Raw genomic sequence first — 13995 nt, 5'->3', positions numbered from 1 at the left:
GGCTATTCTAGGTAAAAGGGGCCGCTACAGCGCAGGGCGGGCTATTTTTTGGCGTTGAGATAATCGGAAGCCAGCGTAGCCAGGGTTTTTACGCCCAGCGTGAAGCCGCTTTCATCAATAAAGAAGCCCGGGGTATGGTGGGGCGCGGTTTCAGCGGGCTTTTTCCCTTTGGGCATGCCGCCCACAAACACAAACAGGCCGGGTATTTTTTCCTGATAAAAGGCAAAGTCCTCGGCGCCGGTTACGGCCTTCTGCAGTACCACGTGCTGCGGGCCGGCTACCTGCCGCAGCGAAGGCAGCATTTGCTCCATCAGGCGCGGATTGTTGAACGTAACGGGCGCATAATTCTCAATTTCTACCTCGGCCGTGGCCCCGACGCTTTCCGCAATGTTGGTAGCTGTGCGCCGCACGGCCGCCCAAATTTTCTGCTGCATGTCTTTATTCAGCGTGCGGATGGTGCCGGTCAGCTCTACCTGTTCGGGAATAATGTTGTTGCGCACGCCCCCGTGCACCATGCCCACCGTGAGCACAGCGGCATCTTCCGTCAGCTCTGTTTGCCGGCTGATGATAGTTTGCAGGCCGGTAATAATCTGGGCGGCGGTAACCACCGGATCTATGCTCAGCCAGGGATACGCCCCGTGCGCCGACTTGCCCTTCACCGTAATCTTGAAGACATCGGAGCTGGCCATGGTGCCCTCGGGGCGGTACTTCAGGGTGCCTACTTCCGTTTGGGCATTGATGTGCACCCCGAAAATGGCATCTACGGTGGGGTTAGTCAGTACGCCTTCTTTCACCATCAGGCGGGCGCCGCCTTCCTCGCCGGGCAGGGAGCCTTCCTCGGCCGGCTGAAAGATAAACTTGACGGTACCCGGCAGGTCTTTCCGCATTTTACTGAGCACCTCGGCGGCTCCCAGCAGCATGGCTACGTGGGTATCGTGGCCGCAGGCGTGCATCACGCCTACTTGCTGGCCGTTGTAGGTGGCGGTGGCTTTGGAGGCAAAAGGCAGATTGTTGGCTTCCGTCACGGGCAGGGCATCCATATCGGCCCGCAGGGCCACCACGCGGCCGGGCTTGCCACCGCGCAGTATGCCTACCACGCCGGTGCGCGCTACGCCCGTTTGCACTTCAATACCCATCTTTTTGAGCTGCTCAGCTACCAGGGCCGCGGTCCGGTTTTCCTGATTTCCCAGCTCCGGGTGCTCGTGCAGGTCGCGGCGCCAGCCAATAACTTCCTGCTCGGTATCATTTGACAACGTAGCAATGCGCGCCGCACGGGCGGCATTTTGCGCCGTAGCCGGAGCCAGCGCAGCGCTTCCTGCAACCAGAGCAGCAGTAAGCAGGAAAATGGAAGACTTCATGAGCGGAGCAAAAAACAAATGAGCACTCAAGATAGAGCCGTCTGCGGGTATCGCCCAAACGCCCGGTATAATCTATTTTTAGCTATCATTTCTTTCGGCCCGCCTATGGTATCTGATTCTTCCTTCCTGCGCTGGCCGGCGGCCTGGCTACGGCCACGGTTTCGCGGCAGCCTGCTGGCGGTGGGGGCGCTGTTGGTAGGGCTTGCTTCTCTGCTACCGCGCTTCTTTGCCTTCCTGCAGGCCCGCCCCGGCATCCGGCTGCCCGACCCCTTCCTGACCTGGCTGCCGGCTTATGATGTATCGGGGCTTACGTTTGGCACCATATATCTGGGAATTGGGGCGGCCCTGGTGTATTTGCTGCCCCGGCCGGCCCGCCTGCTGCGGGCCCTGTGGGCATACTGGCTGCTGCAGGTTTGCCGCTTACTTACCCTGCTTCTGGTGCCTCTGGCCCCACCCCTGCAGCTGCGCCTGCTCCACGACCCGCTGGTAGACCGGCTGTTTTACGCCGCCCCTACACCCATTACCCATGACCTGTTTTTTTCCGGGCATACGGCCACGCTGTTTTTGCTGGCCTGCTGCGTGCCCGCGGGCTGGCGCCGCTACGCCCTGCTGGCCGGCAGCGCCCTGGTTGGGCTGCTGGTGCTCATTCAGCACGTGCATTACACCTACGATGTAGTAGCCGCTCCATTTTTTGCCGGGGGCTGCTATTGGCTGGCCTGCCGCATTACCCGCTACGCCGGTATTTAACCGGCTAGGGCAGATACTTTTCATAAATGCCCGCCGCAATTTTTTCAGTCAGATCCTTCGGTACCACCCTGGTAAGACCCGCCGAAAGGCGGTTAAGCGCTCCGGGTATCACCTCGGCCTGGCCGGCAAACAGGGCCGTAATAGCTGCGTGTGCTACCTGGTCGGCCGTCATGGAGAATTTGGCGGCCGTTTGCTGCATGGCTTTGTTCATGCCGGCCCGGTCGGCGAAGTTGGTATCGGTGGAGCCGGGGCTGAGGCAGGTTACCGAGATGTTACTGGCGCGTAGCTCGTAGCGCAGCCCCCGGGAAAACGAAACCAGAAAGGCCTTGCTGGCAGCGTACAGCGTGAGGGTGGGCACCGCCTGATAGGCGGCGGTACTCGCCACGTTCAGAATATAGGCGCGCTGTGCTTTGTGCAGGGTGGGCAGCAGCAGGTGCGTCAGTGTCACAGGCACCTGCATATTCAGTTGCAGCATATTGAGTTGGGTGGCCAGCGGCAACTCTTCAAACTTGCCCCAGAGCCCATAGCCGGCATTATTCATTACAACGGACAGGTCCGGGGCCAGCCCGGTAGCCCACTCGGCCAGCTGGCCAACGGCGTTTGGCTCGGCCAGATCCAGGGGTAAAGCATGGGCCTGCACGCCGTATTTACTGCACACGTGCTGCACCAGCTCGTTCAGCAGCTCGGCGGAGCGGGCCGTGAGTAACAGGTTATAGCCCCGCCGGGCCAGACCCAGCGCCAGGGAGCGGCCGATGCCGCGCGAGGCCCCCGTTATCAGTGCGTAAGGCCGGGGAGCAGGGGAGGAAGAAACCATCAGAATGCCAGATAAGAATGAACCACCACCGGCTGCCTGCCGCCGGTGGCAGGGCTTATTTTACCAGGTGCAGAAACCGAAGGTAGAACGGCGTAGCGCTATTCTCCCGCCGGGGCTCGTAGCGGCCCGCAACAATGGGCACATACATCACGCGGCGGCGGGAGCCTTCCCCAACCACGGGGGAGCGGGCCATGCGGTGCCACATGCGGCCATCGTGCACGGTTAAGTCGCCGGCCTGGGTTTCCACGGCTACTTCGTCGGGGTCGGGTGCCACGTCTTTAAAGTATTGCTTGCGGAACAGGAGGTTGCGCAGGCTCTGCCGGTGCGTACCGGGCAGCAGGCGCAGGCCGCCATTGCTTGCGGGCGTAGCATCCAGGTGCACGCCTACGTTCAGCATGGGGCCAATGCGCCGCCCATAGAAAACGTCCCGCAAAGAATCGGTGTGCCACCCCATCTGGGCAAACTCACTGCCCGGCACATTCAGGTAGTGGTTGATGACCAAGCCATTCTTTTCGTTTTCACCTATCCGCGCCCCCGGTGCTTCCAGTAGCGGAAACAGGGCCTGAAAGCGCGCATCCTGCAGAAAACGATGTAATACCGGGTGGTGCTGGGAGGCAAAGGCAAACCGCTGAATGAGAGGGGAGCCATCGATATCCTTCCCAAACTTAATGGGCACCCCGTTTATTTTTTGCACCCGCTGCGCCAGCCATTGCTGCTGCAGACCTGCCATGGCCCCCAGCAGCTCCTGCACGGTGGCGGGGGAGGCAAATCCCTGAAAGTGCAGAAATCCGTATTGGTTAAAGAATATCTGCTGCTCCGCGGTAAGGCTATTTCCAAGCACAAACCGGGGATATAGGAGGCTGGCTATCATGGTAATGGGAAGCAGATAAGGATAGCAGATAGAGTAGAATGAAGATACACAAAAAGGCCTCCTCTTATTGCCTGAACAAGAGTATAAATTAACAGGCGCGGCAAGGCCGCCTGGTCGGCGGCCATCATCAGCAAAATGAACTCTACCAAGAGGCTTGCAGTTTGCGATACCATTGTATCTTTGTGATTCTGACTAGCTTCCGGCTTTTTGCGTAGTATGAAGAAATGGTTGTTTGTTGCTTTATTTAGCTTTGGCTTAGTGGCCTTTACCCCAGCCGGGGAGTGGAGCAGCGGGGAGTTGATTCCTTTTCGGCAAGGGGAGAAATGGGGCTATACAGACCGTAACCGGCGCCTGATTCTTCCGCTGCGCTACGATGAAGCCGGCCCTTTTGTAGAGGAACTGGCCTGGGTGCGCGTAGCGGGCCTTTATGGCTATATTGATGGTAGTGGCTACGCCGTTACGCCCACGCACTTCACCAAAGCGTCTAATTTTACCCGGGGCCGTGCTACCGTAGAATTGAACGGCGAAACCTTTGCTATTGATGTGGCCGGCAAACGCCTGCCCATCTCTGAAACGCCAGCCCCGGAGGTAGAATACCTTTCCCTGGGTGATATTGTGCGGAAAGCGGGCAAACTGGGCTTTCGTTTTACGGTGGGCAGCACCACGGTACCCGCCATCTACGACGAGATACTGGAAGACTACCGGGGGCTATTGTTTGTGCGGCAGGGCAGCCAATGGGGTGCCATCAACCGCAAAGGCAAGGTAGTACTGCCCGTCATCTACGAGTCTATTAAAGTCACCGCGGCCAACGATTATAGCTATCCTATTGTGCAGCAGGCCGGCCTGTTGGGCTACCTGGATGCCGATGGCCACTTGCTGGTAAAGCCCAAATACCGCGCCGCCGAGCCGTTTGTGGGGGGGGTGGCTCGGGTAGAAACCCCGGACGGGCGCGTGGGCTATATTGATAGTACCGGTAAGGAGTATTTCGAGTAACGTAGCACCTATCATTAGCTGGTGTAATGCCCCGGCTCTGGAAAGTAGTAACTTCCAGAGCCGGGGCATTATTCTATTCTCACGCTATGCTGGACTTACCCCTCCTAAATGTGCGCTTGCAAACCTGCTACGAAAACTGGCAGGACATGTCTCCGGTAGAACAGGGCCATCATTGCGCAACCTGCAACCGGGTTGTTATTGATTTTACCCAAGCCCGGCGAGCCGACCTGGCAAGTGCTTTCCACGCCACTTCTGATGGCCGGGTATGTGGGCGGTTCCGGCAGGAGCAATTAGCACCCTTTCAGCTGCGGCCTAGCTTGCAACGGTTCCTGCTGGCCTTGGTGCTGGTTTGCGGTTTGGGATTATCGGCCAGCGAGGCAGTAGCGCAGGTAAAAAATCCTAAACCTTCCCCCACTTCCTCCACGCCTCAGGTATTCGGCATGGTGGCAGAAATATGGCCTACTTACACCCAGGGTGGCACCGATGGGCTACGTAAATACCTGATGACTAATACACACTACCCTGCTGAGGCAAAGGCTAACGGAAAGGTATTCGTCAGTTTTACGATTATGAAAAACGGGCAGGTGACCGATATAAAGGTGATAAAAGGTCTGGAGCCGCTATTAAATGCAGAAGCCGTGCGGGTTGTACGGCAGATGGGCCCGTGGTCACCGGGCCTGCAGCAAGGCAGGCCAGTGGATGTCAATTATACCGTACCTGTTTTCTTTCAGCGTAAGTAATATGTGCGCCTATCGCCTCAGGTATAGTAGTCCGTGGCTGTCAATTTTATTGCTGGGGTTGATATGTTCGAAGAATACTTTAATAAAAGCTCAGAGTAAGAAAATAACTCCATTTTCTATTCCTACTCCCCTATCAAGCAAGCCAGATACAACGGGCTTAAGTATGACAAGGACTGCGAGTAGTCCTATCACATTCGACCAGTGCTTCGGCGGAGATAGACCCTACTTTAGATCAGGTGGAGCAATGGCCATGCACACCTTTATCAGTAAAAATTATCAGTGGCCCAAGGCCGCCCCTACTACCATTACAGGTAGAGTCTTTGCTGTTTTTCGTGTTGATATACAAGGCAGAGTAAAGGATATCAGGTTGATCAACTCTTTACATCCACTACTGGATGCAGAAGTGATTAGAGCAGTTCAGTTGCTTGATGGTCGTTTTGATCCTGCCCGCACAGCTAATGGCGTGGCGGTAGAATCTATTCTAACTATCCCTGTTTCATTTCAGGGGAATAGCACCTCATTGCCGCAGCATTGAACGCACGTAAACCGTATTAGGCGCTTCGCCCAAACCTTCCTATTTTACCCGCTCAGAATCCAACCTTACGCCCGCTCCCACTACTATGCTCTTCACCCCCAGTCCCATGCTGCTGAAGCTGCTGTACACGCGCGGCAGCCTGCACAATACGCCCAACGGCGTGGCTTTCAGCATCAAAAACCGCCTCGATACCGTGCACCTCACCGGTATCGACCACGTGCAGATTGGCGACACTAAGATTCTCCCCGAGCACATCAGTCTGGATCTGGGCAATGGCGATGTACGCCCGGCCACGGGGTTAGGTCCGGATGGCCTGAGCATTGAGTTTCCAGTGGGCCACAGCCTAATATTTCTGCTGGAAACCCCTCCCCTGCCCGAAGGCATGCACGCCGTGCAGGTGCAATTTTCCGCCGACCCCTTCGGGCCGCTGCACGTGGAGGTGGAAGATGCCATCATGAACCTGCCCGATAACCGCACCCGCATTCCGCGCCAGAGCGACGATGACTATTCCGACGCCGCTATTCAGGCCCGGCAGCGCTTTGCCGAGGAGTTTACCGGCCAGCAATTCAAGCACCTGAAGCACTACTCCTTTGATGCCCACGACCTGCACGGCAATTGTGAGCATTTCACGGGCGTAGCCCAGATTCCGGTGGGCCTCGCCGGGCCCCTGCGCGTAAACGGCGAGCATGCCCAGGGCGAATTCCTAATACCCTTAGCCACGACCGAGGGCACCCTGGTAGCCAGCTACAACCGCGGCATGCAATTGCTGAACCTCTGCGGCGGCGCCAAATGCACCGTTATCGGCGACGCCATGCAGCGGGCCCCGGTGTTTGTGTTTGATGATGCCCGCGGTGCACGGGACTTCGGCCGCTGGATAGAGGAAAACATCAACTTGATCCGGCCCGAAGCGGAAAGCACCTCCCACGTGGCCAAGCTGCAGTACATCGATACCTACCTCTCCAACAAGTTTGCCTTCCTGCGCTTCAATTTCAGCACCGGCGACGCGGCGGGCCAGAATATGGTGGGCCGGGCCACCTTTGCAGCCTGCTCCTGGATTCTGGACCACTATAAAGGCTCCCCTATCCGGAACTTCTACCTGGAATCGAACTTCGCCACCGACAAAAAAGCATCCCAGATTAATGTGATGCGCACCCGGGGCAAACGTGTGGTGGCCGAGTGCGTGATTAAGCGCGACATTCTGCAGCAGCGCATGCGCGTAACGCCCGAGCAGCTGGCCTACCACGGGCAGGTGAGCAACGTGGGGGCCTTTCTCTCCGGCGCCAACAACAACGGTGCGCACTCCGCCAATGGCATTACGGCCATGTTTATTGCCACCGGGCAGGACGTAGCCAACGTCTCAGAATCCTCGGCGGGCATTCTGTATTCGGAGTTAACCCCCGAGGGCGACTTGTACATCAGCATCACCATTCCCTCGCTTATTGTGGCTACCCACGGCGGCGGCACGGGGCTGGCTACGCAGAACGAGTGCCTGCGCATGCTGAACTGCGTGGGCCGCGGTACCGTGAACAAGTTTGCCGAAATAGTGGCCGGCGTGGTGCTGGCCGGCGAGCTGAGCCTGGGGGCCGCCATCAGCAGCTCCGATTGGGTGAGCAGCCATGAGCAGTACGGGCGCAACCGGTAAACGAGGAATCAAGTCATAAAAAGAGCCCCGCTTCTTCACGAAGCGGGGCTCTTTTTTATGACTTGTCAAGCGACTTACAGCGGGTCGGCAGTTACCTTAAAGCGGGAGTCCGCGCGTACCGTAATGTCTTCGGAAATAGGTTTCTGAATCTCGGCTTTGGTGGTCAGCGTGTAAATTTCAGCTTTGATATAGTTGTCGAGCTTGGCGCCCGACGATACCAGATCAATGCTTTTTACGCCCAGGGGCACCTTGTCCAGGGAAGCCAGCTTGATTTCCGGCTGATCCTTGGCGCTGATGTAGATTTCAATGCGCTTCAGGAAGTCGAAGTTCTCGGAGTTAGGGTCGGTGATGGTGAGCGTGAGCTTATTCAGGCTGACATCCTTCACCAGCCCGGCCTCGGTTTTGTTGTTCTTGAAGCTCTCCTCTGATTTGGTATTGACAGTAACCGGCGAGAGCGGCACAAACTGCCCCAGCGGGAAGGAGCTGGAAATCTGAATATTCTGCGTGTCTTCGATATAGAAGGTCAGCAGCTGGTCTACTTTCTTACAGGCTACGGTGGCTAAGAGCAGAACGAGGGGAGCGAAAAGCAGGATTTTTTTCATGGAGCTAAATTAAAAGACAACCGCCCATACGGAAACCATATGGGCGGTGGTTGGCCAAAAGGGCCTGTTCCGAGCATTTTCTTAGCAGAAATCAGACCAACCTTGGCTTAGTCCATCATATCGGCGGCGCGGGGCGCTTCGTGTACAAAATCAGGATTCCAGCTCATGGGGTATTTCTCATCCACATACTGCAGAGCCGTTTCCGTGAGGTACAGCGGGCGGAACGTGTCCACCATCACGGCCAGCTCGTGGGTTTCTTTCTTGCCGATGCTGGCCTCTACCGTGCCCGGGTGCGGCCCGTGCGGCAGGCCGCTGGGGTGCACCGTAAACGAGGCCAGATCTACCCCCTTGCGCGACATGAAGTTGCCGGCCACGTAGTACAGCACCTCATCGGAGTCCACGTTGGAGTGGTTATAGGGCGCGGGAATACTCAGGGGGTGGTAGTCGAACAAGCGCGGCACAAACGAGCAGATGACGAAGTTGTGCGCCTCAAACGTCTGGTGCACGGGTGGCGGCTGGTGAATGCGGCCGGTTATCGGCTCAAAGTCATGTATACTGAAGGCATAGGGAAAGAAAAATCCGTCCCAGCCCACCACATCAAACGGCGAGTGCGCATACGTCAGCTGATGCAGAAAGCCTTCCTTCTTTACCTGCACCAGGTATTCGCCGGGCTCTTTCTCTAGTACCAGCTCCGTGGGCGGGCGCATATCCCGCTCACAGTAGGGCGAGTGCTCCAGCAGCTGCCCGAAGTGGTTTCGGTAGCGGCGGCAGGTTTCCACGGGGCTGAACGACTCAATAATAAGCAGCCGCACCGGCCCTTCCTCAAAGTGAAACTGATGAATGATGGTGCGCGGAATAACGATGTAGTCGCCGGGGCTGAAGGAGACTTTGCCCAGCTGGCTCCACAGCTCACCGCTGCCTTCGTGCACAAACACCACTTCATCGGCCAGGGCATTCTTATAGTAGTACTGCATCCGGCGCTCCGTGGGGTTGCAGATGCTCATCATCACATCGGCGTTGCCAATCAGCATCTGGCGGGCCTGCAGGTAGTCGCCGCCGGTGGTGGTCTGGCTGAGCGTGCGCAGGTGGCTGGGCTGCAGGGCGCGGTCTTTCAGTAGCTGGGGCGAATACGGCACCGGCTCGCCCACGGCCTTAATCTGGGTGGGCGGGTGGATGTGGTACAGCAACGACGACACGCCGCTGAAGCCCAGGGTGCCTACCAGCTGCTCGTGGTAAAGGGTGCCATCGGGCTGCCGGAACTGGGTGTGGCGCTTATGCGGAATCTGACCAAGACGGTGATAATAAGCCATGGGGAGACGGGTGGGTAAGGGTGGAAACCAGAGCGGTGAAGGTACAAAAAATGCCTTGGGCCGCGCCCGGCGCAACAGCCCCTAAAAAACACGGACCCGCCGTGCTTTTGCCCGACGAGTCCGTCAAAAACGCCAGCAGGGCCGGCCGTTATTCCATTGATATGCCCTGTGCCAGCAGAGCGCGGCCGTCTTCCACGGCGTGCAGGGCCTGCTGAAACTCCGCATCCTGCTCGTTCAGCACCGTGTAGAAGGCCGTTTTACCGTAGGCGCTCCGGGCTATGTGCGCCTTAATCTGGCAGCGCAGCAGGGCAGAGGAGTTCCGCAGGGCATCTTCATCCACGGCTACGCCTTCCTTCCGGGCCCGCTCGGCCAGGGCGCGCAACTGTATATCACTAACGCGGAAGGTGGCGTTAAATTGTTCGAAGCGCAGATCGTCCAGCTCGGCTTTGTGCCCCTGGTAGAAGTTGAGGGCATATTCGCGGATTAGATTCAGCCCCTGCAGACGGGTGTAGTAGCCGGAAAACACGGTGGTATCGCGCGGCACAAACACATCGGGCATGATGCCCCCGCCCCCGTACACCCGCCGGCCCCGACTGGTGCGGTAGCGCAGGGAGTCGGAGAAATGAATGCTGTCGGCGTGCAGGAACTCGCCCCGGCGCTGCCGCTCGCGCAGGTCCTGCGCATAGGCGGCCGTGCCGTGGGCGTACGATTTCTGAATGCACCGGCCCGAGGGCGTGTAGTAGCGGGCAATGGTGAGGCGCAGCTCCGAGCCATCGTTCAGGGCAATAGGCTGCTGCACCAGGCCTTTGCCAAAGGTGCGACGGCCAACCAGCAGGGCGCGGTCGTGGTCCTGCAGGGCGCCGGCTACCACTTCGGCGGCCGAGGCGCTGCCTTCATCAATGAGCACCACCAGCGGGCCCTGCTCAAACTCGCCGGCAATGCGGGAATAGGTCTGGGTATCGTACTGGTCGCCTTTGCCATCGGTATACACCAGCTTGCGGGTGCCGGCAATAAACTCATCGGCCAGCTTGGTGGCGCGGTCCAGGTAGCCGCCGGGGTTGCCGCGCAGGTCAAGCACCAGGCGCTCCATGCCCTGGCGGCGCAGGTCGTCGAGGGCCTGCTTAAACTCGTCGTAAGTACCGCTGGCAAAGCGGCTTACTTTAATGTAGCCGGTTTGGTTATCCACCAAGTAGGCCACATCCACGGAGGTATTCGGAATACGGTTGCGAACGATGCTGAACGACAACGGCCGCGCCTGGGCGCGGCGCTGCACCAGTAGCTGCACGGCACTGCCGCGCGGGCCACGCAGCCGGTCAAACATCTGCTCCATGGTGATGTGCCGGCCGGCTACCGGCTGGGTATTCACCGCCAGAATACGGTCGCCGGGCTGCAGGCCGGCCTGGTCGGCGGGGCCGCCGCTCAGGGGCGCCACCACGGTTACGGTATCCCGGAACACGTTGAATTCTACCCCAATCCCATCGTAGTCGCTCTGCAGAAAAGCGGCGGCTTTGGCCTGGTCGCGGGCCGGAATGAAGGTAGAGTGCGGGTCCAGGCGCTCCAGCATGCGGACAATGGCGTAGTCCGACAGGGCCTCCACATCCACGGAGTCCACGTAGTCGCGGTCTACATAGCTCAGGATTTCCTTGAACTTGAGGTAGCCGCGCACCGTGCCTTCGGGGTTTTGCTGCGAAGGCTGAAACCGATTGGCTCCCAGCAGAATACCGCAGCCCAGCGCCAGACTCAGCAGCGCCGGCTGCCGCCACCGCTGCCAGCCCGAACGTCCCGCAGATACTGGCGCTGCGTCGCGCACATAGTCAGGAGTAGAGGTTTTAGCCATGCAGTACCAGAAAACTCAAAAGCGGGGATAACCAAATCTAGTAAAACATTTCCGTGAAATTGTATCTCAGCAAGAATATTGGCTTATCTTATGCCTATAGTTCAATTAAATATCTGATTAACTTAAATAAACCCGTCTTTTAACCCCATACAGCTGGCTTTTCGGCCGATAGCACCGGCTTATTCTGCCACCAAATAGGCCCGCAGGTTATGAATATGGAAAGAAGGCCGGCTAGCTTATAGCTCTGAGCCGCGCCGCAATATGTCTGGCAATTAGGCGGAAAGGGTTGCGGCAAGCATCGTATCTTTGTGCGTTGGCTTCGGTTTTGGAGCTATTCTCTTGCTAGCTGATTTCTCTGTCCATGGGTCGCATTCTTGCTATTGACTACGGCAACAAGCGCGTAGGGCTGGCCGTCACGGACCCGCTGCAGATGATTGCTACCCCGCTGGAGACGGTGCACAGCAAGGATTTGCTGACTTACCTGAAAGCTTATCACCAGCGTGACCCGCTGTCGGCGCTGGTAATAGGCATGCCGCGTACGCTGCTCAACGAAGCTACCGACGCCACCAGCGCTGTAGTGGGCATGGTGCGCAGCCTGCGCCGGGAATTTCCGGAGGTGCCAGTGCATGAGATAGACGAGCGGTTTACTACCCGCATGGCCCACGCGGCCATGCTGGCAGGCGGCCTCTCCAAAAAAGACCGGCGCGACAAAGCCACCGTGGACCGCGTCAGCGCCACCATTATTCTGCAATCCTTTCTTGAATCCCGATGATTTATCCCATCGTTGCTTTCGGCGACCCGGTTTTAAAAGCCCGTGCCAAAGACATACCCGCTGATTTCTCCGCTGAAGAGCTTAAAAAGCTCATTGGTGATATGTACGACACCATGTACTACGCCCACGGCGTAGGCCTGGCCGCCCCCCAGATTGGCAAAAGCATCCGCCTGTTCGTTATCGATTCAGCTCCGATGGTAGACGATGAGGACGAGGAAACCGGCGAGCCTTTGCCCAACGCCGAGCAGGGCATTAAGCGGGCTTTCATTAACCCCGTGATGGTAAGCGAAACCGGCGAGGAATGGGGCTTTGAAGAAGGCTGCCTGAGCATTCCCGGCGTGCGCGAAATGGTGTACCGCCACGAAACCATTGTGCTGCGCTACGAGGATGAAAACCGCCAGCTGCACGAGGAAACCTTTTCCGGCATGACGGCCCGCGTGATTCAACACGAGTACGACCACCTGGAAGGCGTGCTGTTTACAGACTATGTAACCGGCCTGAAAAAGCAGCTGCTGCGCGGCAAACTCGCCCGCATCAGCAAGGGAGATGTGAATGCCGACTACCGCATGAAATTCGCGGGGCAGGGCCGGCGCTAGGCTCCGGCGTTACCACAAAAGCCCCGGCCCCTTTATAGAACTATTCTATGGGCGGCCGGGGCTTTTGCTATAAACCGGCCGGTAAATAAGCTGCCCGCTGTCAGCCGCTTGCCCAAGCCGAAAAGCCGGAGTACCTTTCTTGTCCTTTTGCCTGTCGTTCCTGTATGAAGCGTGTTCTTGCTGTTCTTGTTGGCGCCTTATTGGTGCTGCTGCCCCACCATCCCCGGGCCTGGGGTTTCTTTGGGCACCGCACCATCAACCGCCTGGCGGTATACACGCTGCCGCCCGGCATGATTGGCTTTTACAAAGCCAACATCGACTACCTGACGGAAAACGCCACCCGCCCCGACTCCCGCCGCACCGTGGTGGCCGGCGAGGCCCCGCGCCACTTTATTGACCTGGATGTGTACGGCGACAGCGCCGCCTACAAAATGCCGCGCAACTACACCGATGCCGTGGCACGCTACGGCGAGGATACCCTGCAGCGGCACGGCATTGTGCCCTGGCACGTCATCGTGATGAAAAACCGCCTCACGGAAGCTTTCCGCCAGCGCGACGCCGACCGGATTCTGGCCGTTTCGGCGGATATGGGTCATTACGTAGCCGATGCCTGCGTGCCCCTGCACACCACCCACAACTACAACGGCCAGCTTACGGGCCAGCGTGGCATTCATGGCCTGTGGGAAAGCCGCCTGCCGGAGCTGCTGGCCAGCGGCTACGATTTCTTTACCGGCCCGGCACCTTACATTGAGCGGCCGGTACCCGCCATTTGGGGCATTGTTACCCGCTCCAACGCAGCCGTAGACTCCGTGCTGCGGTTTGAGCGGGAGGTGACGGCCAAATTTCCCGAGGATAAGAAGTACACCTTTGAGCAGCGCGGCAACCAGACCGTGCGGGCTTACTCCCGCGAATTCAGCCGCGAATACCACCAGCGCCTGAACGGGCAGGTGGAGCGGCAAATGCGCCTGGCCGTGCGGATGGTGGGTGCTTTCTGGTATACCTGCTGGGTTGATGCCGGTCAGCCCGACCTGAGCAAGCTGACTGTGGCTTCGGAAACCGAAAAGAAGCGCCTGGCGAAGGAAAGCGAGGAGCTGCAGGTTGCGCCCCAGGCCAACGCCCCGGGCCATACCGATTGATTTTCAGTAAGGAATGAACCATGAGGCATTATCGCCTCCATG

Annotated in this window: 14 protein-coding genes; 8 read left to right on the top strand and 6 right to left on the bottom strand. The window is 58.3% G+C overall.

What is annotated here, in order from left to right; genetic code table 11:
• Positions 1–41 precede the first annotated feature (41 nt).
• On the bottom strand, positions 42–1358 hold the full coding sequence (locus AM218_RS15265; RefSeq protein WP_054415682.1) for an amidohydrolase: 1317 nt from the start codon (positions 1356–1358) through the stop codon (positions 42–44).
• 105 nt (positions 1359–1463) lie between these two features.
• On the opposite strand from AM218_RS15265, the gene AM218_RS15260 reads away from it, so the two are divergent.
• On the top strand, positions 1464–2105 hold the full coding sequence (locus tag AM218_RS15260) for a phosphatase PAP2-related protein (protein WP_054414809.1): 642 nt from the start codon (positions 1464–1466) through the stop codon (positions 2103–2105).
• 4 nt (positions 2106–2109) lie between these two features.
• Here AM218_RS15260 and AM218_RS15255 read toward each other — a convergent pair whose 3' ends face one another.
• Together AM218_RS15255 and AM218_RS15250 are read right to left on the bottom strand one after the other, a co-directional pair.
• Entirely contained in the window at positions 2110–2919 is an 810-nt protein-coding gene (locus AM218_RS15255; RefSeq protein WP_054414807.1) for an SDR family NAD(P)-dependent oxidoreductase, read from the bottom strand.
• A 55-nt stretch (positions 2920–2974) separates the two neighbouring features.
• Entirely contained in the window at positions 2975–3790 is an 816-nt protein-coding gene (locus AM218_RS15250; protein WP_054414805.1) for a phytanoyl-CoA dioxygenase family protein, read from the bottom strand.
• Positions 3791–4048: 258 nt separating this feature from the next.
• Between AM218_RS15250 and AM218_RS15245 the strand changes: the two genes are divergently transcribed.
• The 4 genes from AM218_RS15245 (at position 4049) to AM218_RS15235 (ending at position 7700) form a co-directional block, all read left to right on the top strand.
• Complete coding sequence (locus AM218_RS15245) at positions 4049–4783, top strand: WG repeat-containing protein (protein WP_197273984.1); 735 nt, start codon at positions 4049–4051, stop codon at positions 4781–4783.
• 86 nt (positions 4784–4869) lie between these two features.
• Entirely contained in the window at positions 4870–5523 is a 654-nt protein-coding gene (locus tag AM218_RS15240) for an energy transducer TonB (protein WP_054414801.1), read from the top strand.
• A gap of 244 nt (positions 5524–5767) precedes the next feature.
• Positions 5768–6058 (top strand): energy transducer TonB, encoded by a 291-nt coding sequence (locus AM218_RS16955; RefSeq protein ID WP_071843813.1) that lies wholly within the window; start codon positions 5768–5770, stop codon positions 6056–6058.
• 85 nt (positions 6059–6143) lie between these two features.
• Positions 6144–7700 carry a hydroxymethylglutaryl-CoA reductase gene (locus tag AM218_RS15235; protein WP_054414799.1) on the top strand — a complete coding sequence of 519 codons (1557 nt, stop codon included), beginning with the start codon at positions 6144–6146 and terminating at the stop codon, positions 7698–7700.
• 74 nt (positions 7701–7774) lie between these two features.
• Here the strand turns inward: AM218_RS15235 and AM218_RS15230 are convergent, their stop codons facing one another.
• The 3 genes from AM218_RS15230 to AM218_RS15220 all read right to left on the bottom strand — a co-directional run bounded on the left by AM218_RS15230 (position 7775) and on the right by AM218_RS15220 (position 11449).
• Complete coding sequence (locus AM218_RS15230; RefSeq protein ID WP_054414797.1) at positions 7775–8302, bottom strand: hypothetical protein; 528 nt, start codon at positions 8300–8302, stop codon at positions 7775–7777.
• Positions 8303–8409: 107 nt separating this feature from the next.
• Positions 8410–9612, bottom strand: coding sequence for a homogentisate 1,2-dioxygenase (locus AM218_RS15225; protein WP_054414795.1), 1203 nt, complete (start codon positions 9610–9612; stop codon positions 8410–8412).
• Positions 9613–9760: 148 nt separating this feature from the next.
• Positions 9761–11449, bottom strand: a complete 1689-nt coding sequence (locus AM218_RS15220; RefSeq protein WP_054414793.1) for a S41 family peptidase — start codon at positions 11447–11449, stop codon at positions 9761–9763.
• Positions 11450–11810: 361 nt separating this feature from the next.
• Here AM218_RS15220 and ruvX point away from each other — a divergent pair, with 361 nt between their 5' ends.
• From ruvX to AM218_RS15205, 3 genes are all read left to right on the top strand, one after another.
• A complete protein-coding gene (ruvX, locus tag AM218_RS15215) occupies positions 11811–12221 on the top strand; it encodes a Holliday junction resolvase RuvX (RefSeq protein ID WP_054414791.1) in 411 nt (136 codons plus the stop codon).
• A complete protein-coding gene (gene def, locus AM218_RS15210; RefSeq protein WP_054414789.1) occupies positions 12218–12817 on the top strand; it encodes a peptide deformylase in 600 nt (199 codons plus the stop codon). The genes ruvX and def overlap by 4 nt, the downstream gene beginning before the upstream one ends.
• 164 nt (positions 12818–12981) lie before the next feature.
• Positions 12982–13953 (top strand): zinc dependent phospholipase C family protein, encoded by a 972-nt coding sequence (locus tag AM218_RS15205; RefSeq protein ID WP_054414787.1) that lies wholly within the window; start codon positions 12982–12984, stop codon positions 13951–13953.
• The last annotated feature ends 42 nt before the right edge of the window (positions 13954–13995 follow it).

This window comes from Hymenobacter sp. DG25A (assembly GCF_001280305.1).
GTDB lineage: Bacteria > Bacteroidota > Bacteroidia > Cytophagales > Hymenobacteraceae > Hymenobacter.
The sequence above is the reverse complement of the archived record's forward strand: the minus strand, read 5'-3'. Positions and strand labels throughout refer to the sequence as shown.

Excerpts from the sequence above, each read along its gene's own strand:
- AM218_RS15255 (WP_054414807.1), bottom strand. The coding sequence starts at position 2,919 with ATGGTTTCTTCCTCCCCTGCTCCCCGGCCTTACGCACTGATAACGGGG.
- AM218_RS15225 (WP_054414795.1), bottom strand. The coding sequence starts at position 9,612 with ATGGCTTATTATCACCGTCTTGGTCAGATTCCGCATAAGCGCCACACC.
- AM218_RS15235 (WP_054414799.1), top strand. The coding sequence starts at position 6,144 with ATGCTCTTCACCCCCAGTCCCATGCTGCTGAAGCTGCTGTACACGCGC.
- def (WP_054414789.1), top strand. The coding sequence starts at position 12,218 with ATGATTTATCCCATCGTTGCTTTCGGCGACCCGGTTTTAAAAGCCCGT.
- AM218_RS15220 (WP_054414793.1), bottom strand. The coding sequence starts at position 11,449 with ATGGCTAAAACCTCTACTCCTGACTATGTGCGCGACGCAGCGCCAGTA.
- AM218_RS15240 (WP_054414801.1), top strand. The coding sequence starts at position 4,870 with ATGCTGGACTTACCCCTCCTAAATGTGCGCTTGCAAACCTGCTACGAA.
- AM218_RS15260 (WP_054414809.1), top strand. The coding sequence starts at position 1,464 with ATGGTATCTGATTCTTCCTTCCTGCGCTGGCCGGCGGCCTGGCTACGG.
- ruvX (WP_054414791.1), top strand. The coding sequence starts at position 11,811 with ATGGGTCGCATTCTTGCTATTGACTACGGCAACAAGCGCGTAGGGCTG.
- AM218_RS15250 (WP_054414805.1), bottom strand. The coding sequence starts at position 3,790 with ATGATAGCCAGCCTCCTATATCCCCGGTTTGTGCTTGGAAATAGCCTT.
- AM218_RS15230 (WP_054414797.1), bottom strand. The coding sequence starts at position 8,302 with ATGAAAAAAATCCTGCTTTTCGCTCCCCTCGTTCTGCTCTTAGCCACC.
- AM218_RS15265 (WP_054415682.1), bottom strand. The coding sequence starts at position 1,358 with ATGAAGTCTTCCATTTTCCTGCTTACTGCTGCTCTGGTTGCAGGAAGC.
- AM218_RS15205 (WP_054414787.1), top strand. The coding sequence starts at position 12,982 with ATGAAGCGTGTTCTTGCTGTTCTTGTTGGCGCCTTATTGGTGCTGCTG.
- AM218_RS16955 (WP_071843813.1), top strand. The coding sequence starts at position 5,768 with ATGGCCATGCACACCTTTATCAGTAAAAATTATCAGTGGCCCAAGGCC.